The organism is Streptomyces sp. NPDC059718, from assembly GCF_042733315.1.
Taxonomy (GTDB): domain Bacteria; phylum Actinomycetota; class Actinomycetes; order Streptomycetales; family Streptomycetaceae; genus Actinacidiphila.
The window spans coordinates 24,807-50,260 of the sequence record NZ_JBHWGA010000014.1; the positions used below are offsets into that span (position 1 = coordinate 24,807).

A 25,454-nucleotide genomic window follows, 5' to 3' on the forward strand; every position below is an offset into this window, starting at 1 on the left:
CCGCCTTCCGAGAGGAGCGCACCGCGTGCCGGAGCTGCCCGAGGTCGAAGTCGTACGCCGCGGTCTGGACCGCTGGGTCAGCGGCCGCACCGTCGCCCGGGCCGAGGTACTGCACGCCCGTGCCGTGCGCCGCCACCTCGCCGGCGGCGCGGACTTCGCCGACCGGCTGGAGGCGCAGACCTTCGGTCCCGCCCTGCGCCGCGGCAAGTACCTGTGGCTGCCGCTCCAGGACTCCCCGCTCGCGCTCCTCGGGCACCTCGGCATGAGCGGCCAGCTGCTCGTCCAGCCGGAGGACGCGCCCGCCGAGACCCACCTGCGGATCCGGATCCGCTTCGAGGACGACCTCGGCACGGAGCTGCGCTTCGTCGACCAGCGCACCTTCGGCGGCCTGTCGCTGCACGAGTGCGTGCCCGGCGACCCCGAGCGGCTGCCGGTACCCCTGTCGCACATCGCCCGCGATCCGCTCGACCCCCGCTTCGACGACGCGGCCTTCCACACCGCGCTGCGCCGCCGCCGCACCACGATCAAGCGGGCACTGCTCGACCAGTCGCTGATCAGCGGGGTCGGCAACATCTACGCGGACGAGGCGCTGTGGCGCACCAGGCTGCACTACGAGCGGCCGACCGCGACCCTGACCCGGCCGGTCACCACCGAACTGCTCACCCACATCCGCGAGGTCATGACCGACGCCCTCGCCGCCGGCGGCACGAGCTTCGACAGCCTGTACGTCAACGTCAACGGGGAGTCCGGCTACTTCGACCGCTCCCTGGACGCCTACGGCCGCGAGGACGAGCCCTGCCGCCGCTGCGGCACCCCGATCCGCCGCCGTCCCTGGATGAACCGGTCGAGCTACTTCTGCCCGCGCTGTCAGCGACCGCCGCGCGGGCCGGGCGGCACGTCCGCCGTCACCGTCCGCTCGTCGTAGCGTCGCTGCGCCGCCAGTACCTCCGGCATCCGCGACTCCACGAGCCCGATCAGGGCGAGCAGCCGTTCGGCCGTGTCCCGGCCCAGCGGTGTGAGGCTGTAGTCCACCCGCGGCGGGTTGGTGGGCCGCGCCTCGCGGTGCACCAGCCCGTCCCGTTCCAGCGCGTGCAGGGTCTGGGAGAGCATCTTCTCGCTCACTCCGTCGACGCGGCGGCGCAGCTCGTTGAACCGCAGTGCCCCGTCGACCAGCGCGCCCAGCGTCAGCGAGCCCCAGCGGCCGGTCACGTGCTCCAGCGTGGGGCGCGACGGGCACGAGCGGGCGAACACGTCGAACTCCCGGGTCGCCGCCCCGGCACCAACGGTGCCGCCGGTGGCGTCGCCGGCACGGGCGGACGTCTCCATGGGCGTGAGCGTACTCGTCCACAGCGCCACCCGTGGGGTTGCGCTTTCCCTCGGTGAGTTATGGCCCCGAACCCCCGGCGTGGCCGGGCCCGTACGGCGCACAATGGGCGGATGCTTCCCGACGGCCCGCCCGCTCCGCCCGCCCCCGCCGCCACGTACGCCGAGACCGCCGAGCCGCAGCCGGAGATCCCCCTGATCGGCGGTGACGTGACCGAGGGCGTCGTCCGCGTCGGCGACACGGTCCGCCGTCCGGCCGGCGCCCACAGCCCCCTGGTGCACGCCCTGCTCCGTCACCTGGAGGACGTCGGTTTCCCCGGTGCGCCGCGCCTCCTCGGCATCGACGCCGCCGGCCGGGAGGTGCTGACCTACGTGGCGGGGGAGGTCGCCGGACGGCCGCGGCCCGCCTGGATCGCGGACGAGGACCGCCTCGTCTCGGTCGGCCGCCTGGTCCGCGCCTACGACGACGCGGTCGCCGGCTTCAGCCCACCCGACGGTGTCCGGGCCCCTGCCGGTCCCGCCCCGCATCCGGACATGCCTCCCGCGCCGGCGCATCCCGCCGAGGTGATCGGGCACATGGACTTCACGCCCGACAACATCGTCTTCCGGGCCGGCCGGGCCGCCGCGCTCATCGACTTCGACCTGGCCAGGCCGGTCCCCAGGGTCGAGGAGATCCACAACGCGATGCTCTACTGGGCCCCCATCGGCGACCCCGCCGACGCCGACCCCCACCTGCGCGACGTGGACGTCCCCCGGCGCTGCCGCCTCCTCGCCGACGCGTACGGCATGTCCGGCACGGACCGCGGCCGCCTGCTGGAGGTCGCCGTGCTCCGGGCCCGCCGTGCGTGGTTCTCCATGAAGGGGATGGCCGAGACCGAGGGCGGCGGCTGGGCCCGCATGTGGCACGAGGGGGTCGGCGACCAGATCAAACGCCGCGAGGCCTGGCTGGAGCGCCACGGCTCCTCGATCGAGGGGGCACTCACCGCTCCTTAGGACGGGGGGAGCGCTGCCCGGTCCTTCCCGCCCCCCGGCCCCCGCTTGCGGCCGGGCAGGACGCGCACCGCGCGTGAATCGCGGGTTTTGCCTGCTCCGGGAGGCTGCCGGGCCGCCCTCCGGCGGCGTGTCCTTCTCGACCACGCCCACCTGTACGTGCCCGGAGCCGTCGGCGCTCAACGGAGCGCCGATGGACGGTGGCCGGCTCAGTAGCCGAAGTCCTGCGTCCACCAGGGGCCGCCGTCGCCGAAGACGGCGCCGACACCGATCGTCTTGTAGTCGCAGTTGAGGATGTTGGCGCGGTGTCCCTCGCTGTTCATCCAGGCGTCCATGACCTCCTGGGCCGTGGCCTGGCCGCGGGCGATGTTCTCGCCGCCGAGGTCCTTGACGCCGGCCTGCGCGGCGCGGTCCCAGGGGTCGTCGCCGTCGGGGTCGGTGTGGTCGAAGAAGGCCCGGGCGGCCATGTCGGCGCTGAAGTCGGAGGCGAGCTCGGAGAGCTTCTTGTCGTCGCGCAGCGGCTTGCAGCCGGCGGTGGCCCGGACGGTGTTCACCAGGGCGAGGACGGAGACCTCGGCGACGCTGTCGCCGTCCTGAGCCTTGTCGCCGCCGCCCGGCACGAGGGTGGCCGCGGGCGGGGAGGGGACGGTGGCCGGCGCGGAGGACGCGGAGGGCTGCGGAGCGGTGGGGGTCGCAGCGCCGTCGTCCGGGGCGGAGGTGGAGGCGGAGGGGGTCGGCGTCGCGATGGTCGCCGGTGCCGACGGGGCCGCGGGGGGTGCGGTCGTACGGGCGTTGCCGCGGCTGGCGGGTGCGGAGGTGTCCCGGTCTGCGGGGATGGCGCCGACGTCCTGGGGGCTCGCGGTGTTCGGCAGCCCGGCGGCCTGGACCTGGCCGGGAGCGTCGTCGTGGTACGAGAACCCGCCGGAGCCGTCCGGCGAGGGCAGCAGCCCGCTGGAGACGCCGATCGCACCCACGGCCAGCGCGGCGGACGAGGCCAGCAGCCCGGTGCGCACCGGGTTCTGCTTGCGCCGCCGGGCCCTGCTGCTCTGCCCGCGGTGGCGCGGCGCCTCCTCCGAGAACGGCGCCGGCTCAAAGGCTTTACGGCTGTGGCGGCCCATCCGGTGCAGTCCTTTATGTCGACGGTGTTCACCCGAACGGGTGAGTCCTGTTGCGGCGCGACTGTACCGAAAGACAGGCGGGGCAGGTGTGAACCCTGGGCAACTGACGGGTTAGCGTGCTTTCATGAACGACGCTGTCCGACTCACCGCCTGGGTGCGAGGCCGTGTGCACCAAGTGGGTTTCCGCTGGTGGACGCGGGTGAACGCACTGGAGATCGGCGGACTCGACGGGTATGTGAGCAATCTCTCGGACGGCCGCGTGCAGATCGTGGCCGAAGGCGAGCGGTCGCGCTGCGACGGTCTGCTCGACTGGCTGCGGACCGGCGACACGCCCGGACGCGTCGACGGCGTCACCGAAATCTGGGGCGAGCCGCGCGGCGGTTACGACGGCTTCGCGATCCGCTGACCCACCGACCCGCACACCGCCCCGTCCTCGCAGGTGAGGGGTGAGGTGACAGATCAACGGCAATCTCACCTGGCAAGAGCGACAAGGAGGTTGCCATTTCGCGCACCGCGTGCGAGGCTGCCGACATCGAGGACGCGGTGATCTTCGGGGAGCGGTCGACGGCCCCGTCCTCCACGCCACGCGGGACGCCCGCGGCGCCCTCTCGCGCCGTGTTTTCTTAGGCGCACCCGACGACCGGGCTGTGATCGTGTTGACCGTCTAACTATTTGGTGAGACGCTGGAAGCCCCGCGCACCGCAGCTGTAGGCATGGCAAAGGGCAGCTTCGGCGCACACGGCGCGGGTGCCTATAACCCCTCACTCACGACCCACACCGCTCCCCGGTCGGTCACTCAGCGTGGAGGACCATCCATCATGGCAAAGGCGCTTCTCGGTTACGTCGGCGGCCCCGACCCTCGACTCCTCGCCGAGATGCGAAGGCTGCAGCAGCGTGTCCAGGACCTGGAAACCGAGCTCGTACGGATCCAGGCCGAGAACGATGCGCTGGCCGCTGCCTCGCACGAGCTCGTCGACGTACCTCACGCGGAGCCGGTTCTCGCCTGACCCGGCCTTTCGGCCGGTCAGTGGAAACGACTCCGTTTGGGAATGTGCAAGGGACGCCCCGGCGTCCCTTCGTCGTTTGCCGCCCCGTTCGCCCTCCCATGATCTCCGCCCTTGCATTGCATGTGCCCCCCGCATTCCTCGGTGAAACCGGGAGCGGGAGGTAGAGTCCAGCGGCGTGCACCTCAAGAGCCTGACCCTGCGCGGGTTCAAGTCATTCGCCTCGGCGACGACCCTGCGATTCGAACCCGGAATCACCTGTGTCGTCGGCCCGAACGGTTCCGGCAAGTCCAACGTCGTGGACGCGCTGTCCTGGGTCATGGGCGAACAGGGTGCCAAGTCGCTGCGCGGCGGCAAGATGGAGGACGTCATCTTCGCCGGCACGACGGGACGGCCGCCGCTCGGCCGGGCCGAGGTGTCGCTCACGATCGACAACAGCGACGGTGCCCTCCCGATCGATTACGCCGAGGTCACCATCACGCGGATCATGTTCCGCAACGGCGGCAGCGAATACCAGATCAACGGCGACACCTGCCGGTTGCTGGACATCCAGGAACTGCTCTCCGACTCCGGTATCGGCCGTGAAATGCACGTCATCGTCGGCCAGGGACAACTGGATTCGGTGCTGCACGCCGATCCGATGGGCCGCCGCGCCTTCATCGAGGAGGCGGCCGGGGTCCTCAAGCACCGCAAGCGCAAGGAAAAGGCGCTGCGCAAGCTGGACGCCATGCAGGCGAACCTGGCCCGCGTCCAGGACCTGACCGGTGAGCTGCGCCGTCAGCTCAAACCGCTGGGCCGGCAGGCACAAGTCGCCCGCCGGGCGGTGGTCATCCAGGCCGACCTGCGCGACGCCCGGCTGCGACTGCTCGCCGACGACCTGGTCACCCTGCGGAAGGCGTTGCACGCCGAGGTCGCCGACGAGGCCGCGCTCAAGGAGCGCCGCGACGCCGTCGAGTCGGAGCTGGCGGCCGCGGTACAACGCGAGGCGCGCCTGGAGGAGCAGGTCAGGGCCCTCGCGCCGCGGCTCGCCGACGCCCGGGCCACCTGGTACGGGCTGTCGCAACTGGCCGAGCGGGTGCGCGGCACCATCGGCCTGGCCGAGCAGCGCGTACGTCATGCCACCGCGCAGCCCGCCGAGGAGCGGCGCGGCCGCGACCCGGAGGACATGGAGCGCGAGGCCGCCCGCATCCGCGAACAGGAGGCGGAGCTCACCGACGCCCTGGAGGCCGCCCAGCGCGCCCTGGACGACACGGTCGACCACCGGGCCGAGCTGGAACGCCGCCTCGCGGAGGAGGACAAGGCACTCAAGGCCGCCGCCCGTGCCATCGCCGACCGCCGCGAGGGCCTGGCCAGGCTGCAGGGTCAGGTCAACGCCGCCCGCTCCAAGGCCGGATCCGCCGAGGCCGAGATCGGCCGGCTGACCGCCGCCCGCGACGAGGCGCGCGAGCGTGCCGAGTCCGCGCAGGAGGAGTACGAGGAACTCCGCGCCCGGGTCGAGGACCTGGACGCCGACGACTCCGAGCTCGACGAGCGCCTCGAAGCGGCCAAGGACGAGCAGGCCCGCGCCGACGAGGCCCACTCCGCCGCCCGCGAGGCCGCCACCACCGCCGAACGCCGGCGGGCCGCCCTCGCCGCGCGCCACGACGCACTCGCCCTCGGCCTGCGCCGCAAGGACGGCACCGGTGCCCTGCTCGCCGCGGGCGACCGCCTGGCCGGGCTGCTCGGCCCCGCCGCCGAACTCCTCACCGTCGCCCAGGGCCACGAGGTGCCGGTCGCGGCCGCGCTGGGCGCCGCCGCCGACGCGGTCGCCGTCTCGGGCCCGTCCGCCGCCGCCGAGGCGCTGCGGCTGCTGCGCAAGGACGACGCGGGACGCGCGGCGCTGCTGGTCGCCGGTGACGCCGCCCCGCAGGAGACCGCCGAGGTGCCCCCGGGCGCGCGTGCGGCGGCCGCGCTCGTCGGCGGCCCCGACGAACTGCTCCCGGCCGTGCGCCGTCTGCTTCGGGACTACGTCGTCGTGGAGAGCCTCGCCGACGCCGAGTCAGTGGTCGCCGCCCACCCGCGGTTGACCGCGGTGACCGCGGAAGGCGACGTCCTCGGCGCCCACTTCGCCCACGGCGGCTCGGCCGGTGCCCCCAGCCTGCTGGAGGTGCAGGCCGCCGTCGACGAGGCCGCCGCGGAGCTGGAGGCACTGGCCGGGCGCTGCGAGGCGCTGGCGGAGGAGCAGGCCGCCGCCAGGGAGCGCCGGTCGGCCGCCGCCCGGGTGGTCGACGAGCTGACGCAGCGTCGGCGGGCCGCGGAGAAGGAGAAGTCGGCCGTGGCCCAGCAGCTGGGCCGGCTGGGCGGCCAGGCACGCGCCGCGGCGGGGGAGGCGGAACGTTCTGCCGCCGCCGTGGGCCGCGCCGAGGAGTCCCTGGCGGCCGCCATAGAGGAGTTCGAGGAGCTCTCGTTCCGGCTGAGCGAGGCGGAGGCCGCCCCCGCCGAGGAGGAGCCGGACACCTCCGTGCGGGACCGGCTGGCCGCCGACGGCGCCAACGCCCGTCAGACCGAGATGGAGGCGCGGCTCCAGGTCCGTACCCACGAGGAGCGGGTCAAGGGCCTGGCCGGGCGCGCCGACGGCCTGGACCGCGCCGCCCGCGCCGAGCGCGAGGCCAGACAGCGGGCCGCCCGGCGCAAGGCACGTCTGGAGTACGAGGCGCAGGTCGCCTCGGCGGTGCTGAAGGGCGCGCACGGCCTGCTGGCCTGCGTCCAGGTCTCGCTGGGGCGCGCGGACGAGGAACGCGGCGCGGCCGAGCGCGCCAAGGCCGAGCGCGAGGCGGAGCTGGACACCGCGCGCCGCCAGGGCCGGGAACTGAAGTCCGAACGGGACCGGCTGACCGACTCCGTCCACAAGGGCGAGGTGCTGGGCGCCGAGAAGCGGATGAGGGTCGAGCAGCTGGAGGGCAAGGCGCTGGAGGAGTACGGCGTCGAGCCCGAGGGCCTGGTCGCGGAGTACGGGCCGGACCAGCTCGTGCCGCCGTCCCCGCCCGCCGAGGGCGAGGTGCTGCCGGAGGACCCGGAGCACCCGCGCAACACGCCGCGCCCGTACCACCGGGGCGAGCAGGAGAAGCGGCTGAAGGCGGCGGAGAGGGCGTACCAGCAGCTGGGCAAGGTCAACCCGCTGGCGCTGGAGGAGTTCGCGGCGCTGGAGGAGCGGCACAAGTTCCTCTCGGAACAGCTGGAGGACCTGAGGAAGACCCGGGCCGACCTGCTCCAGGTGGTGAAGGAGGTGGACGAGCGGGTCGAGCAGGTCTTCACCTCCGCGTACCACGACACGGCGCGCGAGTTCGAGGGCGTGTTCTCCCGGCTCTTCCCCGGCGGCGAGGGCCGGCTGATCCTCACCGACCCCGAGAACATGCTCACCACCGGTGTGGAGGTGGAGGCCCGGCCGCCGGGCAAGAAGGTCAAGCGGCTGTCGCTGCTGTCGGGCGGCGAGCGCTCGCTGACCGCCGTGGCGATGCTGGTGTCGATCTTCAAGGCCCGGCCGAGCCCGTTCTACGTGATGGACGAGGTCGAGGCCGCGCTGGACGACACCAACCTGCAGCGGCTCATCCGCATCATGCGTGAGCTGCAGGAGAGCTCGCAGCTGATCGTCATCACCCACCAGAAGCGGACCATGGAGGTCGCCGACGCGCTGTACGGCGTGTCCATGCAGGGCGACGGTGTGTCGAAGGTCATCAGCCAGCGCCTCAAGGACTGACTTCAAGTTGTGAACGCATAGAGGGGATCCCTGGGGGATCCTCTGCTTCGGTGCGCCAACGGCCGCTCCGGCGGCCTTCGCCGCGCTCTCCATCCCCTTCGTCGTCAAGTTCGTCCCGGAGACGGAGGGCAAGACCCTGGAGGAGATGGGCTGACCGGCCCCACCCGCTTCCGCGGCGCCGCCCCCGTGGTGCCCCTGCGGGCCCGGGGCGGCGTCGTGCGCCGGGCCGCTCGCGGCCGGGCCCGGTCAGTCCTTGAGCCGGGGCAGCACCTGCTCCGCGAACAGGCGCAGGCTCCGCCAGCCCTCCTCGACCGGCATGCCCCCGCACAACGGGTGCAGCACGAGGGCGGCGGCCGGGTCGGTGCTCGCCTCCGCGAAGGCGACGCACTCGTCGGGGGTGACCACGCGGTAGACGCCCTCGCGGCGCAGTTCCTCCGGGGAGGCCGCGCCGGAGCGCACCGCCGAGCGGATGCCGGCGGACTGCCAGGAGGCGTAGGTGGCGGCCTCGTGGAACAGGTGCCGCCCGTACTCGGCCCAGGTGCGGTCGGGGTCCTTCGACAGGTGGAGCAGCGGCACCTGCGGCGGAGGCATCAGGCACCAGCCCTCGGTGCCGTGCTCGGCGAGCTGCTCCCGGTAGTACGTCTCCAGTTCCGGGAGGTGGGCGCTGGGGAAGAACGGCAGGCCGAACCGCGCCGCCCGGCGCGCCGCGGCGCGCGAGCTGCCGCCGACGATCAGCAGCGGGTGCGGGGAGCTGTGGGGACGGGGCGTGACCCGGACGGTCCGGCCGCGGAAGACGAAGGGCTCACCGGTCCACGCCGTGAGCAGCGTCTCCAGCAGCTCGTCCTGGAGGGCGCCGCGCCGGTGCCAGTCCACCCCGAGGGCCTCGTACTCCTCCGGGCGGTAGCCGATGCCGGCGACGGTGACCAGCCGGCCGCCGCCGACGTGGTCGAGCACCGCGAGGTCCTCCGCCAGCCGCAGCGGGTCGTACAGGGGCCCGATCAGCGCGGAGACGGTGACCGCGATGCGGCGGGTCGCGCCGAGGACGGCCCCCGCGAAGGTCAGGGGCGAGGGCAGCCAGCCGTCGGGGGAGCCGTGGTGCTCCTCGGTCTGGAGGGTGGCGACGCCGTGTCCGTCGGCGTACGCGGCCATCTCCAGGGCGGCCCGGTAGCGGTGGCTCAGCGCCCCGGGCGCGGCCGCGGGGTCGACGAGGTTGAAACGTACGACAGTGGCAGGCATGCGCCGACGTTAGCTGACGAACCGTCAGATGGACAGAGTCGCGGACGCCGGCCGGGTGGCTCCCGGGAGGGCGCGCCGCGTGACCGATACTGGACGGGTTATGGAAACCGTCATTCTTGCCGTAGTCATCGCCCTGGTCGTGATCCTGGCGGCCGGCGGGCTGGTGGTGGGCAGCCGCCGCAGGAAGCAGCTGCCCCCCGCACCGCCCACCGAGCAGCCGACGATCACCGCGCCCCCCGCCGAACCGCAGATCGGCGACGAGGCGGAGGCCCCGCGGGACGAACCCCGCCGGACCATCGAAGAGGTCGAGCTCCCCGAGTCGGAAGACGCCTCCGCCGGCGGCGTCCTCGTCGAGGAGCGCCCGGCCGCCCCCGAGATCGAGCGGCCCGAGCCCACCGCCGGCCGTCTGGTGCGGCTGCGCTCCCGGCTGTCGCGCTCGCAGAACGCGCTCGGCAAGGGGCTGCTCACGCTGCTCGCGCGCGAGCACCTCGACGAGGACACGTGGGAGGAGGTCGAGGACACCCTGCTCACCGCGGACGTCGGGGTCGCCCCCACCCAGGAACTCGTGGAGCGGCTGCGCACCCGGGTGAAGGTGCTCGGCACCCGCACCCCCGCCGACCTGCGGCAGCTGCTGCGCGAGGAACTCCTGGCCCTGATCGGCACGGATCTGGACCGCACGCTCCACACGGACGGGCTGCCGAACGGGGACGGGGCCGACCAGCCGGCCGTGCTGATGGTCGTCGGCGTCAACGGCACCGGCAAGACCACCACCACCGGCAAGCTCGCCCGTGTCCTGGTGGCCGACGGCCGCAGCGTCGTGCTGGGCGCCGCCGACACCTTCCGTGCCGCCGCCGCGGACCAGCTGCAGACCTGGGGCGAGCGGGTCGGCGCCCGCACCGTGCGCGGTCCCGAGGGCGGCGACCCGGCGTCGGTCGCCTTCGACGCGGTGAAGGAGGGCATCGCCGAGGGTGCGGACGTCGTGCTCATCGACACCGCGGGCCGGCTGCACACCAAGACCGGCCTGATGGACGAGCTCGGCAAGGTCAAGCGCGTCGTGGAGAAGCACGGCCCGGTGGACGAGGTCCTGCTGGTCCTGGACGCCACGACGGGTCAGAACGGACTGGTCCAGGCCCGGGTCTTCGCCGAGGTCGTCGACATCACCGGCATCGTGCTCACCAAGCTCGACGGCACCGCCAAGGGCGGCATCGTCGTCGCCGTCCAACGCGAGCTGGGCGTTCCGGTCAAGCTGATCGGCCTGGGCGAGGGGGCGGACGACCTCGCCCCGTTCGAGCCCGAGGCCTTCGTGGACGCGCTGATCGGCTCGTAGCCGGCGGCGTCCGTGGACAAGCGGACACGTGGACAAGGGGCGCACTCGTGGGAGTGCGCCCCTTGCTCGTCGTTCACGCGTACGCGCGGTCCCGGTGGCAGACGTACGCCAGCGTGCCGAGCAGCAGCCGGGCCTCCGGCGGCTGGCGGGAGGCGTCCAGCGCCGGCGGCCGCAGCCAGCGGACCGGGCCGAGGCCGCCGAGGTCGGAGGGCGGGGCGGTCACGTGGTCGCCCGGCCCGAGGCAGCGCAGGTCGAGGTCGGCGTCGTCCCAGCCCATGCGGTACAGCAGGTGCGGGAGCTCGGCGGCGGCACCCGGTGCGACGAAGAACTGCGCCCTGCCGTCCGGGGTGGCGATGACCGGCCCGAGACGCAGCCCCATGCGCTCCAGGCGCACCAGGGCGCGTACGCCGGATCGTTCCGCCACGTCGATCACGTCGAAGGCGCGGCCCACGGGGAGCATCAGCGCCGCGCCCGGCACGCGCTCCCAGGCGGCCACGGCCTCCTCGAGGGTGGCCCCGGCCGGCACCTCGCCGGCGAACTCCAGTGCGTGGGCGCCCGGTGCCTTGCACCCCGGGTCACCGCAGGAGCACTGCCCGCCCCCGCGCGTGGCGCGCGCGCCCGGCGCCACCGCCCATCCGCACAACCCGGTGTACTCCGCCACGGTGGTGCACGCCGAGGCGTGCGTCCGGCGGCGCGCGCCGGAGCGGATGTGTCGCATCTCCCGCATGCTGCCGATCGTGAAGCCCATGACACCCCCAACGGGTCGTAGTTGCCGATGGTTACGCCCGTGCCTGATCGGCATGTGTCAAGTGAATCGCGCCGTGTGCACATGTAGTTCATTCGAAGGGGTGGCGAATGGTGGCGTTTTCGCTGGAGGCATCGCCGGATGGGTGATCGTAGGATTACTTTCGGTTCGCAAGCCCCGGAAGTGTGCGGGCCGGCGGGTATGCCGGAGGCAAGACTCGTAGGACACTGAGGCACATGGGGGCCAGGCAGGCAACGGCCCTCATCCCCGGAGGTGTTGGGCGACGGAATGGGGGCGTCACGGTGGGCGGCACACAGGACAAGCAGCCCAACGCGCAGTTGACCTCTTGGTTTGTGCGCAGCGGCTGGTCCAAGGGCGAACTCGCCCGGCAGGTGAACCGCAAAGCACGCCAGATGGGCGCGCTGCACGTCAGCACGGACACCTCACGGGTGCGCCGCTGGCTGGACGGCGAGCAGCCGCGCGAACCCATCCCGCGCATCCTGTCCGAGCTGTTCTCCGAACGCTTCGGCACCGTCGTCCCGGTGGAGGACCTCGGCCTGCGCCCCGTCCACCAGCCGCCCGCCGCGACCGGCGTGGACCTGCCGTGGGCCGGGCCGCAGACGGTCCAGCTGATCAACGAGTTCTCCCGCAGCGACCTGATGCTCGGCCGCCGCGGCTTCCTCGGGACCTCCCTGGCGCTGGCCGCCGGCCCCGCCCTCGTCGAGCCGATGCAGCGCTGGCTGGTGCCCACCCCCGCGTCCGGTGCCGACGTCCCCCCGCCGCGCGAGTCCGGGGGCAGGGTCCGGCTCTCCGAGCCCGAGCTGGAGCTGCTGGAGGCCACCACGGTGATGTTCCGGCAGTGGGACAACCAGTGCGGCGGCGGCCTGCGCCGCAAGGCCGTGGTGGGTCAGCTGCACGAGGTCACCGACCTGCTCCAGGAGTCCCATCCGCAGTCCGTCGCCAAGCGGCTCTACCGCGTCACCGCCGAGCTCGCCGCACTCGCCGGCTGGATGTCGTACGACGTCGGCCTGCACCCCACGGCGCAGAAGTACCTGGTCCTGGCCCTGCACGCGGCCAAGGAGGCGGACGACCGCCCGCTGGGTGCCTTCGTCCTGTCCAGCATGAGCCGCCAGATGATCCACCTGGACCGGCCCGACGACGCACTGGAACTCATCCACCTGGCGCAGTACGGCAGCAGGGACAGCGCGACCGCCACCACCCAGGCGATGCTGTACGCGATGGAGGCCCGCGCCTACGCCAACATGGGCCAGGTCAGCAAGTGCCACCGCGCCGTGCGGATGGCCGAGGACTCCTACACCGACTCGCGCCCCACCGAGGACCCGGACTGGATCAGCTTCTTCAACGAGGCCGAGCTCAACGCCGAGAACGCCCACTCCTACCGCGACCTCGCGTACGTGGCCGGCCGCAGCCCCACGTACGCCTCGCTGGCCCACCCGGTGATGCAGCGGGCCGTCGAGCTCTTCTCCAAGGACACCGTCCACCAGCGCGCCTACGCCCTCAACCTGATCGGCATGGCCACCGTGCACCTGCTCCAGCGCAGCCCGGAGGAGGCCGCGGGCCTCACCGTCCAGGCCATCGACGTCGCCAAGCACGTGCGCTCCGAGCGGGTGAACACCCGCATCCGCAAGACCGCCGACACCGCGCTGCGCGACTACGGCAAGGTCGCCGAGGTCGCCCAGCTCAGTGAGCGCCTGGCGTCCGACCTCCCCGAGGTCGCCGGGACCGCCTGACCCGGCGGTCCACCCCGCACCCCGGCCGCGGCCGGCCATCCCGACAGCCCGACTCGGCTCCCCCATGCCAGGTCAACCGGGTGGCCCGCCGCGGCCGGTCCTCGTTCACCGACGCGTCCGTTCGACGGCGTGGCGAGGTTTGTACACCCCGGCCCGCGCGGCACGTATACAGCTCGTCGGCCCGCCCGAGGGGTCATGGAGTCGTGACGGCGTCGTCATGGCGGCGCCCGCTGGGGTGGCGGTTCATCGCGACGTAACACGGACGACTTCTTCGTCACGGTTCCGAAACACCCGATGGCGTCGACGGAAACCCGGCTGGGACAACCTCATGGCGAAAACCGGCCCATCGAGCCCGCTTCCCGCACGGGCCGTTCGGATGACGAGGAGACGCCGATGGCAGCAGGCTTCTTGACGCTTGCCGCAGATACGCCCACGCTCGACAGCGGTAGCACGGCGTTCATGCTGCTGAGCGCAGCGTTGGTGCTCGTGATGACCCCCGGCCTCGCCTTCTTCTACGGCGGCATGGTGCGGGTCAAGAGCGTGCTGAACATGCTGATGATGAGCTTCATCGCCATCGGCATCGTCACCGTGCTGTGGACGCTCTACGGCTTCACCGTCGCATTCGACTCCGGCAACGCCTTCTTCGGCGGCTTCGACTGGGCCGGCATGCGCAACATCGGGATCTCCCAGCTGTGGGACGGCTACACCATCCCGGTCTACGTCTTCGCCGTCTTCCAGCTGATGTTCGCGATCATCACGCCCGCCCTGATCAGCGGCGCCCTGGCGGACCGGGTGAAGTTCACCGCCTGGTCGCTCTTCGTGGCCCTGTGGGCGACGGTCGTGTACTTCCCGGTCGCCCACATGGTCTGGGCGTCGGACGGCTTCCTCTTCACCCGCGGCGTGATCGACTTCGCCGGCGGTACGGCGGTGCACATCAACGCCGGTGCCGCGGCGCTCGGCGTGATCCTCGTCATCCGCAAGCGCGTGGGCTTCAAGAAGGACCCGTTCCGCCCGCACAACCTGCCGCTGGTCATGCTCGGCGCCGGCCTGCTGTGGTTCGGCTGGTTCGGGTTCAACGCCGGCTCCTGGCTCGCCTCCGACGGCGTCGCGGCCGTGGCCTTCACCAACACCCAGGTCGCCACCGCCTCCGCGATGCTCGGCTGGCTCGCCTACGAGAAGATCAAGCACGGCTCCTTCACCACCCTGGGCGCCGCCTCCGGCGCGGTCGCCGGTCTGGTCGCCATCACCCCGGCCTGCGGCTCGGTCAGCCCGCTCGGCGCGATCGCGGTCGGTGTCATCGCCGGTGTGGCCTGCGCCGCGGCGGTCGGCCTGAAGTACAAGTTCGGCTACGACGACTCCCTCGACGTGGTCGGCGTCCACATGGTCGGCGGCATCGTCGGCTCCCTGCTCATCGGCTTCTTCGCCACCGGCGGGGTCGGCCAGACCGCCAAGGGCGTCTTCTACGGCGGCGGCTTCGACCAGCTGTGGAAGCAGTTCCTGGGCGTCGGCGTGGTCCTGTTCTACTCGCTGATCGCCTCGGCGATCCTTGCCAAGCTCATCGACCTGGTGATCGGATTCACCGTCAGCGAGGACACCGAGGTCGCGGGCATCGACCAGGCCGAGCACGCGGAGACCGGCTACGACTTCGCGGGCGTGGCCGGCGCGGTCCGCTCCGCCCTCTCCTCCCTGGACAGCAGCAGTGGCAGCGGCACCCAGGTGACCGACGCCCCGTCGAAGAAGGTGGACGCGTGAAGCTCATCACCGCGGTCGTGAAGCCGCACCGGCTGGACGAGATCAAGGAGGCGCTGCAGGCCTTCGGCGTCCAGGGCCTGACGGTCACCGAGGCCAGTGGCTACGGCCGTCAGCGGGGCCACACCGAGGTCTACCGTGGTGCCGAGTACACCGTGGACCTGGTGCCCAAGATCCGCATCGAGGTGCTCGTCGAGGACGGCGACGCCGACCAGCTGATCGACGTCATCGTCAAGGCCGCCCGCACCGGCAAGATCGGTGACGGCAAGGTCTGGAGCATCCCGGTCGAGACCGCCGTACGGGTCAGGACCGGGGAGCGCGGCCCGGACGCGCTCTAAAGGACGCGGGGGCGCGGCCGGTGATCCGGCCGCGCCCTTTCGCACCACCGAACCCGAGCAGTTCCACCGCACGGCCTGCGACTGGAGACAGTGTGACGGAGAACGTCGACGCGAAAGCCCACGACGGACACGCCCCTGCAGGCTATGCGGCGGCCCGGCTGGCCCTCCTGAACGGCGAGGGTCCGTCCGGGCCGCCGCGGCGCAAGGCGCTGGCCTCCCTGACCGACGCCTGGCTCGCCGACCTCGCCCGCGGTGCGGCCGACCGGACCGGGACGCGGGGCTGGTCGCTGGTCGCCGTCGGCGGCTACGGCAGGGGGGAGCTCTCCCCGCGCAGCGACCTCGACCTGCTGCTGCTCCACGACGGCTCCGCCGGGCCCGCGGACGTCGCCGGCCTCGCCGACGGGATCTGGTACCCGGTCTGGGACCTGGGCGTCGCCCTCGACCACTCCGTCCGCACCCCGGCGGAGGCCCGCAAGACCGCCGCCGAGGACCTCAAGGTCCAGCTCGGCCTCCTCGACGCCCGCCACATCGCGGGCGACGCCGCCCTCACGGCCTCCCTGCGCACCGCGGTCCTCGCCGACTGGCGCAACCAGGCGCCCAAGCGGCTCCCCGCGCTCCACGAGCTGTGCCTGGAGCGCGCCGAGCGCCACGGCGAGCTCTCGTACCTGCTGGAGCCCGACCTCAAGGAGGCCCGCGGCGGGCTGCGCGACGCCACCGCCCTGCGCGCCGTCGCCGCCTCCTGGCTCGCCGACGCGCCCCGCGAGGGCCTGGAGGACGCCCGGACCCGGCTGCTCGACGCCCGGGACGCCCTCCACCTGGTGACCGGCCGCGCCACCGACCGGCTGGCCCTTCAGGAGCAGGACCAGGTGGCCGGCGCACTCGGCCTGCTCGACGCCGACGCGCTGCTGCGCCAGGTGTACGAGGCCGCCCGGACCGTCGGCTACGCCTTCGACGTCACCTGGCGCGAGGTCGGGCGGGTCCTGCGCTCCCGCCAGATGCGGCCCCGCCGCCGCGGGCTGCTCGGCCGCTCCCGCCCGGAGCAGGGCGCGAACGCGCCCGAGCGCACCCCGCTCGCCGACGGCGTCGTGGAGCACGAGGGCGAGGCCGTCCTCGCGCTCACGGCCAGGCCCGAGCGCGACCCGGTGCTGCCGCTGCGCGCCGCCGCGGCCGCCGCCGAGCACGGTGTACCGCTGTCGCTGCACGCGGTCCGCCGGCTGAGCGTGGCCCAGGCCACCCGGCCGCTGCCGGTGCCGTGGCCCGCCGAGGCCCGCGAACAGCTCGTGACGCTGCTCGGCGCAGGGGAGTCCACCGTGCAGGTGTGGGAGGCACTGGAGGCCGCGGGCATGATCACGCGGCTGCTCCCCGACTGGGAACGGGTCCGCTGCCGCCCGCAGCGCAACGCCGTGCACATCTGGACCGTCGACCGGCACCTCATCGAATGCGCGGTGCGCGCCTCGCGCCTGACCCGCCGGGTGGGCCGCCCCGACCTGCTGCTCATCGCCGCCCTGCTGCACGACATCGGCAAGGGCTGGCCCGGCGACCACTCCGAGGCCGGCGAGGTCATCGCCCGCGACGTCGCGGCCCGCTTCGGCTTCGGCCGCGCCGACGTGGAGACGCTGGCCCTGCTGGTCCGCCACCACCTGCTGCTGATCGAGACCGCGACCCGGCGCGACCTGGACGACCCCGCCACCGTGCAGAGCGTCGCCGAGGCCGTCCGCGACTCCGAGACGCTGGAGCTGCTCCACGCGCTGACCGAGGCGGACGCCCTCGCCACCGGTCCGGCCGCCTGGAGCGCCTGGCGGTCCTCACTCGTCGGCGACCTGGTCAAGCGGGTCGCCGCCGTGCTGGTGAGCGGGGCGGTGCCCGGGCCCGCCGACCCCGAGCCCACCGCCGAGGAGGAGCGTCTGGCGGTCGAGGCGGCGCGCACCGGGGGCCCGGTCATCGCGCTGCACGCCCACGCCGAGCCCGACCCCGACGGGGCCGCCCCGCGGACCGCGGACGACGAACCCGAGCCCGTCGGCGTGGAGCTGCTGCTCGCCGTCCCCGACCGGCCCGGGCTGCTGGCGGCGGCGGCGGGCGTGCTCGCCCTGCACCGGCTCACCGTCCGGGCCGCCGACCTGCGCGCGGTCGACCCCGTCCACCAGGGCCCGGTGACCCTCCTGCGCTGGCGGGTGGCCGCCGAGTACGGCTCGCTGCCCGAGGCGGCACGGCTGCGCAACGACTTCGCCCGGGCCTTCGCGGGCTCCCTCGACATCGAGGCACGGCTGGCGGAGCGGGAGTCCGCGTACCCCCGCCGTCGCGGGGTCACGCCCCCTCCGCCCCGTGTCACCGTCGCCCCCGGCAGCTCCAGCGCCGCGACCGTCATCGAGGTCCGCGCCCACGACGCCCCGGGGCTGCTGCACCGCATCGGCCGGGCCCTGGAGTCCACCGGCGTGAACGTCAGGTCCGCCCGGATCAGTACGCTCGGCGCCAACGCGGTCGACGCGTTCTACGTCACGGACACCGCGGGCGATCCGCTTCCCGACGTACGGGCGGCCGAGGTCGCCGACGAGGTGGAGCGGGCCCTGCGCTGACGCGGTGGAGACCATTCGCGGCCCGGGCGGATACCCTTGAGGACGACCTATCACCCGCCCCCGACCTGAGGATCCGCGACCGACGTGTTCGACACCCTTTCCGACCGCCTCGCAGCGACGTTCAAGAACCTCCGGGGCAAGGGCCGCCTTTCCGAGGCGGACATCGACGCCACCGCGCGCGAGATCCGCATCGCGCTGCTGGAGGCGGACGTCGCGCTGCCGGTGGTGCGCGCCTTCATCAAGCAGGTCAAGGAGCGGGCGTCCGGGGCCGAGGTCTCCCAGGCGCTGAACCCCGCCCAGCAGGTCATCAAGATCGTCAACGACGAGCTCGTCGGCATCCTCGGCGGTGAGACCCGCCGGCTGCGGTTCGCCAAGCAGCCGCCGACCGTGATCATGCTCGCCGGTCTGCAGGGTGCCGGCAAGACGACGCTGGCCGGCAAGCTCGGCCGCTGGCTGCAGGGCCAGGGCCACGCCCCGCTGCTGGTCGCCGCGGACCTCCAGCGTCCCAACGCCGTCAACCAGCTCCAGGTCGTCGCGGAGCGGGCGGGCGTCGCGGTCTTCGCGCCGGAGCCCGGCAACGGCGTGGGCGATCCGGTCCAGGTCGCCAAGGACTCCCTCGACCACGCCCGTACCAAGCAGTACGACGTCGTCATCGTCGACACCGCCGGCCGCCTCGGCATCGACGCCGAGATGATGCAGCAGGCCGCGGACATCCGCGACGCCGTGCAGCCCGACGAGATCCTCTTCGTCGTCGACGCCATGATCGGCCAGGACGCGGTCAACACCGCCGAGGCCTTCCGCGACGGCGTCGGCTTCGACGGCGTGGTGCTCTCCAAGCTCGACGGCGACGCCCGCGGTGGTGCGGCGCTCTCCATCGCGCACGTCACCGGCCGCCAGATCATGTTCGCCTCCAACGGCGAGAAGCTGGACGACTTCGACGCCTTCCACCCCGACCGGATGGCCTCGCGCATCCTGGGCATGGGTGACGTCCTCAGCCTGATCGAGAAGGCCGAGCAGACCTTCAGCCAGGCCGAGGCCCAGAAGATGGCCGAGAAGCTGGCCAAGGGTCCCAAGGAGTTCACCCTCGACGACTTCCTCCAGCAGATGGAGCAGGTCCGCAAGATGGGCTCGATCTCCAAGCTGCTCGGCATGCTCCCGGGCATGGGCCAGATCAAGGACCAGATCAACAACCTCGACGAGCGCGACGTGGACCGCACGGCCGCGATCATCAAGTCGATGACCCCGGGTGAGCGCCAGGACCCCACGATCATCAACGGCTCCCGCCGCGCCCGCATCGCCCGCGGTTCCGGTGTGGACGTCAGCGCCGTGAAGAGCCTGGTGGAGCGGTTCTTCGAGGCCCGCAAGATGATGTCGCGGATGGCCCAGGGCGGTATCCCGGGGATGCCCGGCATGCCGGGCATGGGCGGCGGCGCACGTCAGAAGAAGCAGCAGAAGAAGGCCAAGGGCAAGCGGCAGAGCGGCAACCCGCTCAAGCGCGCCGAGCAGGAGAAGGCCGACGCCGCCCGTCGCGAGCAGCAGCAGGCCGGTGGCGCCTTCGGCCTGCCGGCCGGCCAGGAGGGCCAGAACTTCGAACTGCCCGACGAGTTCAAGAAGTTCATGGGCTGACCCAGGTCCGCGTCCGTACGGCGGCGGCGTCCCCTGCGCAGGGGGCGCCGCCGCCGCGCGTGCATCATGGACCCATGCGCGTACACATCCGTCCCCCGGAGCCGGCCGACGCCCCCGCCTACCGGGAGGCGGTGCTGCGCTCCGCCGAGCACGTCGGCCGGTGGAACCCGGTCGAACCGGACGGGCTGCCCGAACTGCTGCGGCGCCAGGGGCCCGTGCTGCGGACGTTCCTGATCCTCGACGAGGAGAGCGGCGGGATCGTCGGGAAGTGCAACGTGGCCAACATCGTCATGGGGCGCTTCCGCAACGGCAGCCTGGGCTACGACAGCTACGTGCCCTTCGCCGGGACCGGGCGGATGAGCGAGGGCCTGCGGCTGGTCGTCGACCGCTGCTTCGCCCCCGAACCCCGGGGCCTGGGCCTGCACCGGCTGGAGATCAACGTGCAGCCGGAGAACGAACGGTCCGTCGCCATGGCCAAGCGCCTCGGTTTCCGCCACGAGGGCTTCACGCCCCGGATGCTCTACCTGAACGACGCCTGGCGCGACCACGAGCGCTTCGCGCTCACCGCCGAGGAGTGGCCCGGGGTCTGAGGGGCGCCGGAGCGGCAGTGTCCTTATTGTCGGGATATGGGCAATCCCGTACCGCCCCGGCAGAATCCGGACGACCCATGGCGGACGGAGGGCGCGCCAGCCTCGCCGCCCACCCGGCGACGGCGCCGCATGGGCGGCTGGGGCGGCATGATCCTGACGGCGCTCGTCGTCTTCCTCATCACCGACCTGGTGCTCTCGTTCTTCACCGGGTCCCGGCCGACCACGATCTCGTACACCGAGTTCAACCGGCAGCTGGCCACGGACAACATCTCGAAGATCTACTCCAAGGGCGACTCCATCGAGGGGCAGCTCAAGAAGAAGCAGGACGTGCCGGGGGCGGACGAGGGCACGTACATGCAGTTCAAGACCCAGCGGCCGGTCTTCGCCGACGACGACCTGTGGGCGACCCTGACGAAGAACAAGGTCACCGTCACCGCCGAACCCGTGGTCCAGCAGCGCGGCCTGCTCTACAACCTGCTGCTCTCGCTCGCCCCGGTGCTGCTGCTGGTCCTGCTCTGGCTCTACGTCTCCCGCCGGATGAGCAAGCTCGCGGGCGGGCTCGGCGGCCTGGGCGGCCTCGGCCGCAGGGCCCCGCCGACGCCGGTCGTCCCGGAGGCGGGCCGCCGCACCACCTTCGCCGACGTGGCGGGCATCGACGAGGTGGAGGCCGAGCTCAACGAGGTCGTCGACTTCCTCAAGCGCCCGCAGGCCTACCGGGCGCTCGGGGCGCGGATGCCGCGCGGCGTGCTGCTCGCCGGACCGCCCGGCACGGGCAAGACCCTGCTCGCCCGGGCCGTGGCCGGCGAGGCCGACGTGCCGTTCTTCTCCGCCTCCGCCTCCGAGTTCATCGAGATGATCGTCGGCGTCGGCGCCGGCCGGGTGCGCGAGCTGTTCGCCGAGGCCCGCAAGGTCGCCCCGGCGATCATCTTCATCGACGAGATCGACACCATCGGCCGCGCCCGCGGCGCGGCGGGCGGCATCGGCGGCCACGACGAGCGGGAGCAGACCCTCAACCAGATCCTCACCGAGATGGACGGCTTCTCCGGCTCCGAGGGCGTCGTCGTCACGGCCGCCACCAACCGGCCCGACGTCCTCGACCCCGCCCTGACCCGGCCCGGCCGCTTCGACCGCGTCGTCCACGTCAGCCCGCCCGACCGTACGGGCCGTGAGGCGATCCTCCGCATCCACCTGCGCCAGGTCCCCCTGGAGGGCGGCATCGACCTGACCGCCGTGGCCCGTGCGACGCCGGGGATGACGGGCGCGGAACTCGCCAACCTCGCCAACGAGGCGGCGCTGCTCGCCGTCAAGCGCGGCAAGGGCGCCGTCGGGCAGGGCGAGCTCTCCGACGCCCTGGAGAAGGTGCAGCTGGGTGCGGCACGCCCGCTCGTGATCCCCATCGAGGAGCGTCGCCGTACCGCCTACCACGAGTCCGGGCACGCCCTGCTCGGGATGCTGCACCCGGGCGCCGACCCGGTACGCAAGATCACCATCGTCCCGCGCGGCCGCGCCCTCGGGGTCACCCTCTCCACCCCCGACTCCGACCGCTACGCGTACACCGAGGAGTACCTGCGCGGCCGGATCATCGGCGCGCTCGGCGGCATGGCCGCCGAGCACGTCGTCTTCGGGGTGATCACCACCGGCGCCGAGAACGACCTGGAGCAGGTCACCAACGTCGTCCGGGGCATGGTCGGCCGCTGGGGCATGAGCGAGAAGGTTGGCCCGCTCTCCGCGATCCCGGCCGACTCCCAGCAGCCCTACGGACTGTCCGCGGCCCCCGCCACCCTCGACGTGATCGACGCCGAGATGCGCAGGATCGTGGACGAGTGCTACGGGACGGCCTGCCGGCTGCTGGGCCGGCACCGCGAGCAACTGGACGCCCTCGCGGAGCGGCTGCTGGAGGCCGAGACGCTGGAGGAGGACGAGGCCTACGAGGCGGCGGGCATCCCACGGCTCGCGAAGGCCGCCGAGTAGCCGCCGTGCGGCCGCGCGGGAACGCTGCGGCTACACCCGGGCCACCAGGTAACGGAACACGTTCTCCATCCGGACCGTACCGTCGCCGCGCCGGTACGCGTGCAGCGCCTCGCGCAGCTCCTTGCGCACCTGGTCCTCGTCGGTGGCCGCCACGGCGGCGTCGAAGAGCCCGGTCGACACCAGGCCGCGCACCGCGCTGTCCATGTCGGGGTAGCCGAACGGGCAGGACACCCGCCCCGAGCCGTCCGGACGCAGCCCCGCCTCCCGCGCCAGCTCCTCCAGGTCGTCCCGGCCGCTGAGCCGGACCGCGGCGGTGGTGCCGCGCGGCTCGGCCAGCCGGGCCGCGACCCGCAGCACCCGCCCGGTGGCGCAGCGCTCGGGCGGCCCCCAGCCGGCCAGCACGACCGGGGTGCCCCGCTCGGCCAGGCCCGCCGCGGCGCCGAGTGCGGGGACCAGCGCCGCCGGTGCCGTCCCCGGGTCGAGGGCGGTGATCATCGTGAACGGCGCCCCCTCCGGTACGCGGACCTCCTCCGGGCCGCCCGGCACGAGCCGGGTGCGCCCGCCGCGCGACCGGGCCGGCGCGCCCCACTGCGGCTCGGGCAGCAGCCGCTGCCGGGCCAGTTCGAGGCGCCGTTCGTCCGGATCGCAACCCGTGACCGCCGCGCCCCGGGCCGAGGCCATGAGCAGCGCGAGTCCCGATCCGCACCCGATGCCGAGCAGCCGGGTGCGGGGGCCGACCTCCAACCGCTCGTGCACCGCCTCGTAGAGCGGTACGAGCATCCGCTCCTGGATCTCCGCCCAGTCACGCGCCCTGCCGTCGGTCCGGTGTGTCCGTGGGTGCCGTGCGAGCGTAGGTGTCATCGAGCGCCCCAATCAGCCGCGTCGCCGTCTCGCCGAAAGCCTTCCTCGTACGCCCCCCGGTTACGCCACGCACCGTCATCGTCACGCCGCGCATGCCCCCCGAGCCAGCCAACTCCCCTTCCGGGCCGTAGTCCAGAGGTTTGAAGGTGAGGATTGGGCCGATTCCCGACCCCGCCGATTCACGTCCGGTGCCGCTGTCCCCGTACCATCTGCGGCATGGCAAAGGCTCCCGTACTCACACCCCAGGCGGACGATTTCCCGCGCTGGTACCAGGACCTGATCAACAAGGCCGAGCTGGCCGACAACGGCCCGGTGCGCGGCACCATGGTCATCCGGCCGTACGGGTACTCGCTGTGGGAGCGGATGCAGCAGGAGATGGACGCGCGGATCAAGGAGGCGGGCGCCCAGAACGCGTACTTCCCGCTCTTCATCCCGCAGTCCTACCTGACCCGGGAGGCCGAGCACGTCGAGGGCTTCGCGCCGGAGCTGGCCGTGGTCACCCACGGCGGCGGCAAGGAGCTGGAGGAGCCGGTCGTCGTCCGGCCCACCTCCGAGACGATCATCAACGAGTACTTCTCCAAGTGGGTGCAGAGCTACCGCGACCTGCCCCTGCTCATCAACCAGTGGGCCAACGTGGTCCGTTGGGAGATGCGCTCGCGGCTCTTCCTCCGTACGAGTGAGTTCCTGTGGCAGGAGGGCCACACCGCGCACGCCACCTACGAGGACGCCCGCGACTACGCCGCGATGATCCACCGCGACGTGTACGGCGACTTCATGACCGACGTCCTCGGCATCGACGTGGTCCTCGGCCGCAAGACCGCCCGCGAGCGCTTCGCCGGCGCCATCAACACCCTCACCCTCGAGGGCATGATGGGCGACGGCAAGGCGCTGCAGCTGGGCACCAGCCACGAGCTGGGCACCAACTTCGCCAAGGCCTTCAACACCTCCTACCTGTCGAAGGAGGGGCAGCAGGAGCTGGTCTGGCAGACCTCCTGGGGCGTGTCGACCCGCATGGTCGGCGGCCTGATCATGTCCCACGGCGACGACAACGGACTGCGTGTGCCGCCGCGGCTGGCGCCGGTGCAGGCCGTCGTCCTGGCGATCAAGGGCGACGACGCGGTCGTCGCCAAGGTCCGCGAGATCGGCGACCGGCTCAAGGCCGCCGGCGTGCGCGTCCAGGTCGACGTGCGCACCGACACCCCGTTCGGCCGCCGCGCCGTGGACTGGGAGCTCAAGGGCGTCCCCGTCCGCGTGGAGGTCGGCCCGCGCGACCTGCAGAACGGCACCGCGATGCTCGCCCGCCGCATCCCCGGGGGCAAGGAGCCGGTGGCGATCGACGAGCTGACCGCGCTGGTGCCCAAGGCGCTGGAGGAGGACCAGGCCACGCTGCTGCGCCAGTCCCGGGAGCGCCGCGAGTCCCGCACCGTGGACGTCAAGACGATCGCCGAGGCCGCCGAGGCCTCGGCCACCGGCTGGGCCCGCATCCCCTGGGCCGACCTCGGCCCGGAGGGCGAGGCCAGGCTGGCCGAGCAGGGCGTGTCCGTGCGCTGCCTGCTGACCGAGGACGGCCAGGTTCCGGAAACGGACGACGCGCCGGGTACCGCGGCGATCGTCGCGCGGGCATACTGACCGTCAACTGACTGAAAAGCGACGTACGTAATCGGCAGTACGTCCACGCTTGAGGCGGGTGCGTGACTTCTCCACTGTCCTCCGCACCCGCCCTCAGCCGTACGCATCATCCGGAACTGACTAGTACGTGCAAAATATTTGGGATGGCCCGGTATCGGAACACAGGGCGCCCCCGGCTCGTTGTCACGACGTGAGCACGACACCACCAGTCCTCGCCGCCGAGCTGGCAGTCGCATGGGCCGACATTCAACGGCACCATCCCGAACTGCCCGACCTGGCCGCCCCCGAGTCCCTGATCGGAGAGTCCTCGTCCGCGTGCGGCACGGAGCTCTCCTTCGAGCGCCTGCTGCACGAGGCCGTCCACGGAGTCGCCGCCGCGCGCGGCGTCCGGGACACCTCACGGGCAGGGCGCTACCACAACCGTCGATTCCTGGCCATCGCCGACGAGCTCGGCCTGGACCACTCCGAGGAGCCGCACCCCAGCAGCGGCTTCTCCCTGGTCCAGCTGCGCCCGGACACCAAGAAGCGCTACCGGGCGACGATCGACCGCCTGCAGCGCGCGCTCAGAGCGCACACCGTGGCGACCGCCGCCGACACCGCCCGCAGTTTCCGCGGGCCCGCCGCCCGGCACGGGTCCTCGGGCGGAGGCGTACGGGTGAAGGCGGTCTGCGACTGCGGACGCAACGTCCGGGTCGTGCCGTCCGTCCTCGCGCAGGCGCCGATCGTCTGCGGGGCGTGCGGTACGCCGTTCCGGATTCCGGAGGCCGCGGCGGGGGCGGGTGCGCCCCCCCCGGCCCCGGGGGGGGCCCGGTAGGGGGGCGGGGCCCGTGGGGGCACCCGCGGGCGGCGGCCTGCCCCCCCGAAGGGCCAAATGTAAACGTATCACA

The 25,454-nt window shown here is 72.9% G+C and carries 20 protein-coding genes; 15 read left to right on the forward strand and 5 right to left on the reverse strand.

All coding sequences use genetic code 11. The features are described from left to right. Nucleotides 1-25: 25 nt before the first annotated feature. Nucleotides 26-925 carry a bifunctional DNA-formamidopyrimidine glycosylase/DNA-(apurinic or apyrimidinic site) lyase gene (gene mutM / locus ACFV3E_RS17725; RefSeq protein ID WP_500535465.1) on the forward strand — a complete coding sequence of 300 codons (900 nt, stop codon included), beginning with the start codon at nucleotides 26-28 and terminating at the stop codon, nucleotides 923-925. On the opposite strand, the gene ACFV3E_RS17730 is transcribed toward mutM, so the two are convergent. Continuing rightward, on the reverse strand, nucleotides 868-1,326 hold the full coding sequence (locus ACFV3E_RS17730; protein ID WP_500535466.1) for a winged helix-turn-helix transcriptional regulator: 459 nt from the start codon (nucleotides 1,324-1,326) through the stop codon (nucleotides 868-870). The genes mutM and ACFV3E_RS17730 overlap by 58 nt on opposite strands. 111 nt (nucleotides 1,327-1,437) lie before the next feature. Here ACFV3E_RS17730 and ACFV3E_RS17735 point away from each other — a divergent pair, with 111 nt between their 5' ends. Next, complete coding sequence (locus tag ACFV3E_RS17735; RefSeq protein WP_500535467.1) at nucleotides 1,438-2,316, forward strand: phosphotransferase; 879 nt, start codon at nucleotides 1,438-1,440, stop codon at nucleotides 2,314-2,316. Between the two features lie 206 nt (nucleotides 2,317-2,522). Here ACFV3E_RS17735 and ACFV3E_RS17740 read toward each other — a convergent pair whose 3' ends face one another. Next, nucleotides 2,523-3,431, reverse strand: coding sequence for a CAP domain-containing protein (locus ACFV3E_RS17740; protein WP_500535468.1), 909 nt, complete (start codon nucleotides 3,429-3,431; stop codon nucleotides 2,523-2,525). A 124-nt stretch (nucleotides 3,432-3,555) separates the two neighbouring features. Here ACFV3E_RS17740 and ACFV3E_RS17745 point away from each other — a divergent pair, with 124 nt between their 5' ends. The 3 genes from ACFV3E_RS17745 (at nucleotide 3,556) to smc (ending at nucleotide 8,171) form a co-directional block, all read left to right on the forward strand. Next, nucleotides 3,556-3,837, forward strand: a complete 282-nt coding sequence (locus ACFV3E_RS17745; protein WP_500325655.1) for an acylphosphatase — start codon at nucleotides 3,556-3,558, stop codon at nucleotides 3,835-3,837. Between the two features lie 412 nt (nucleotides 3,838-4,249). Then, entirely contained in the window at nucleotides 4,250-4,438 is a 189-nt protein-coding gene (locus ACFV3E_RS17750) for a hypothetical protein (RefSeq protein WP_319131640.1), read from the forward strand. A gap of 175 nt (nucleotides 4,439-4,613) precedes the next feature. After that, on the forward strand, nucleotides 4,614-8,171 hold the full coding sequence (gene smc / locus ACFV3E_RS17755) for a chromosome segregation protein SMC (RefSeq protein WP_500535469.1): 3,558 nt from the start codon (nucleotides 4,614-4,616) through the stop codon (nucleotides 8,169-8,171). Nucleotides 8,172-8,417: 246 nt separating this feature from the next. Here the strand turns inward: smc and ACFV3E_RS17760 are convergent, their stop codons facing one another. After that, a complete protein-coding gene (locus ACFV3E_RS17760) occupies nucleotides 8,418-9,407 on the reverse strand; it encodes an LLM class flavin-dependent oxidoreductase (RefSeq protein ID WP_500535470.1) in 990 nt (329 codons plus the stop codon). A gap of 100 nt (nucleotides 9,408-9,507) precedes the next feature. On the opposite strand from ACFV3E_RS17760, the gene ftsY reads away from it, so the two are divergent. Then, complete coding sequence (ftsY, locus tag ACFV3E_RS17765) at nucleotides 9,508-10,734, forward strand: signal recognition particle-docking protein FtsY (protein WP_500366021.1); 1,227 nt, start codon at nucleotides 9,508-9,510, stop codon at nucleotides 10,732-10,734. 73 nt (nucleotides 10,735-10,807) lie between these two features. Here ftsY and ACFV3E_RS17770 read toward each other — a convergent pair whose 3' ends face one another. Beyond that, nucleotides 10,808-11,482 (reverse strand): bifunctional DNA primase/polymerase, encoded by a 675-nt coding sequence (locus ACFV3E_RS17770; protein WP_500535471.1) that lies wholly within the window; start codon nucleotides 11,480-11,482, stop codon nucleotides 10,808-10,810. Between the two features lie 233 nt (nucleotides 11,483-11,715). Between ACFV3E_RS17770 and nsdA the strand changes: the two genes are divergently transcribed. The 7 genes from nsdA to ftsH all read left to right on the forward strand — a co-directional run bounded on the left by nsdA (nucleotide 11,716) and on the right by ftsH (nucleotide 22,077). Then, nucleotides 11,716-13,230, forward strand: a complete 1,515-nt coding sequence (gene nsdA, locus ACFV3E_RS17775) for a transcriptional repressor NsdA (RefSeq protein ID WP_500535472.1) — start codon at nucleotides 11,716-11,718, stop codon at nucleotides 13,228-13,230. Nucleotides 13,231-13,623: 393 nt separating this feature from the next. Then, nucleotides 13,624-14,982: an ammonium transporter gene (locus ACFV3E_RS17780; protein ID WP_499514217.1), complete on the forward strand. Its 1,359-nt coding sequence runs from the start codon at nucleotides 13,624-13,626 to the stop codon at nucleotides 14,980-14,982. Further along, nucleotides 14,979-15,317 (forward strand): P-II family nitrogen regulator, encoded by a 339-nt coding sequence (locus ACFV3E_RS17785; RefSeq protein WP_018562967.1) that lies wholly within the window; start codon nucleotides 14,979-14,981, stop codon nucleotides 15,315-15,317. The genes ACFV3E_RS17780 and ACFV3E_RS17785 overlap by 4 nt, the downstream gene beginning before the upstream one ends. A gap of 92 nt (nucleotides 15,318-15,409) precedes the next feature. Further along, nucleotides 15,410-17,890, forward strand: a complete 2,481-nt coding sequence (locus ACFV3E_RS17790; protein WP_500535473.1) for a [protein-PII] uridylyltransferase — start codon at nucleotides 15,410-15,412, stop codon at nucleotides 17,888-17,890. An 84-nt stretch (nucleotides 17,891-17,974) separates the two neighbouring features. Then, on the forward strand, nucleotides 17,975-19,516 hold the full coding sequence (gene ffh / locus ACFV3E_RS17795) for a signal recognition particle protein (protein ID WP_500366016.1): 1,542 nt from the start codon (nucleotides 17,975-17,977) through the stop codon (nucleotides 19,514-19,516). Between the two features lie 74 nt (nucleotides 19,517-19,590). Then, nucleotides 19,591-20,106, forward strand: a complete 516-nt coding sequence (locus ACFV3E_RS17800) for a GNAT family N-acetyltransferase (RefSeq protein WP_500333387.1) — start codon at nucleotides 19,591-19,593, stop codon at nucleotides 20,104-20,106. A gap of 36 nt (nucleotides 20,107-20,142) precedes the next feature. Next, nucleotides 20,143-22,077: an ATP-dependent zinc metalloprotease FtsH gene (ftsH, locus tag ACFV3E_RS17805; RefSeq protein WP_500535474.1), complete on the forward strand. Its 1,935-nt coding sequence runs from the start codon at nucleotides 20,143-20,145 to the stop codon at nucleotides 22,075-22,077. 30 nt (nucleotides 22,078-22,107) lie between these two features. On the opposite strand, the gene ACFV3E_RS17810 is transcribed toward ftsH, so the two are convergent. Beyond that, entirely contained in the window at nucleotides 22,108-22,938 is an 831-nt protein-coding gene (locus tag ACFV3E_RS17810; RefSeq protein WP_500535475.1) for a methyltransferase domain-containing protein, read from the reverse strand. 216 nt (nucleotides 22,939-23,154) lie between these two features. Between ACFV3E_RS17810 and proS the strand changes: the two genes are divergently transcribed. Then, the gene (gene proS / locus ACFV3E_RS17815; protein WP_500535476.1) at nucleotides 23,155-24,567 is read left to right on the forward strand and encodes a proline--tRNA ligase; all 1,413 of its coding nucleotides are present in this window, start codon (nucleotides 23,155-23,157) and stop codon (nucleotides 24,565-24,567) included. Nucleotides 24,568-24,757: 190 nt separating this feature from the next. Then, nucleotides 24,758-25,381 (forward strand): hypothetical protein, encoded by a 624-nt coding sequence (locus ACFV3E_RS17820; protein WP_500535477.1) that lies wholly within the window; start codon nucleotides 24,758-24,760, stop codon nucleotides 25,379-25,381. The last annotated feature ends 73 nt before the right edge of the window (nucleotides 25,382-25,454 follow it).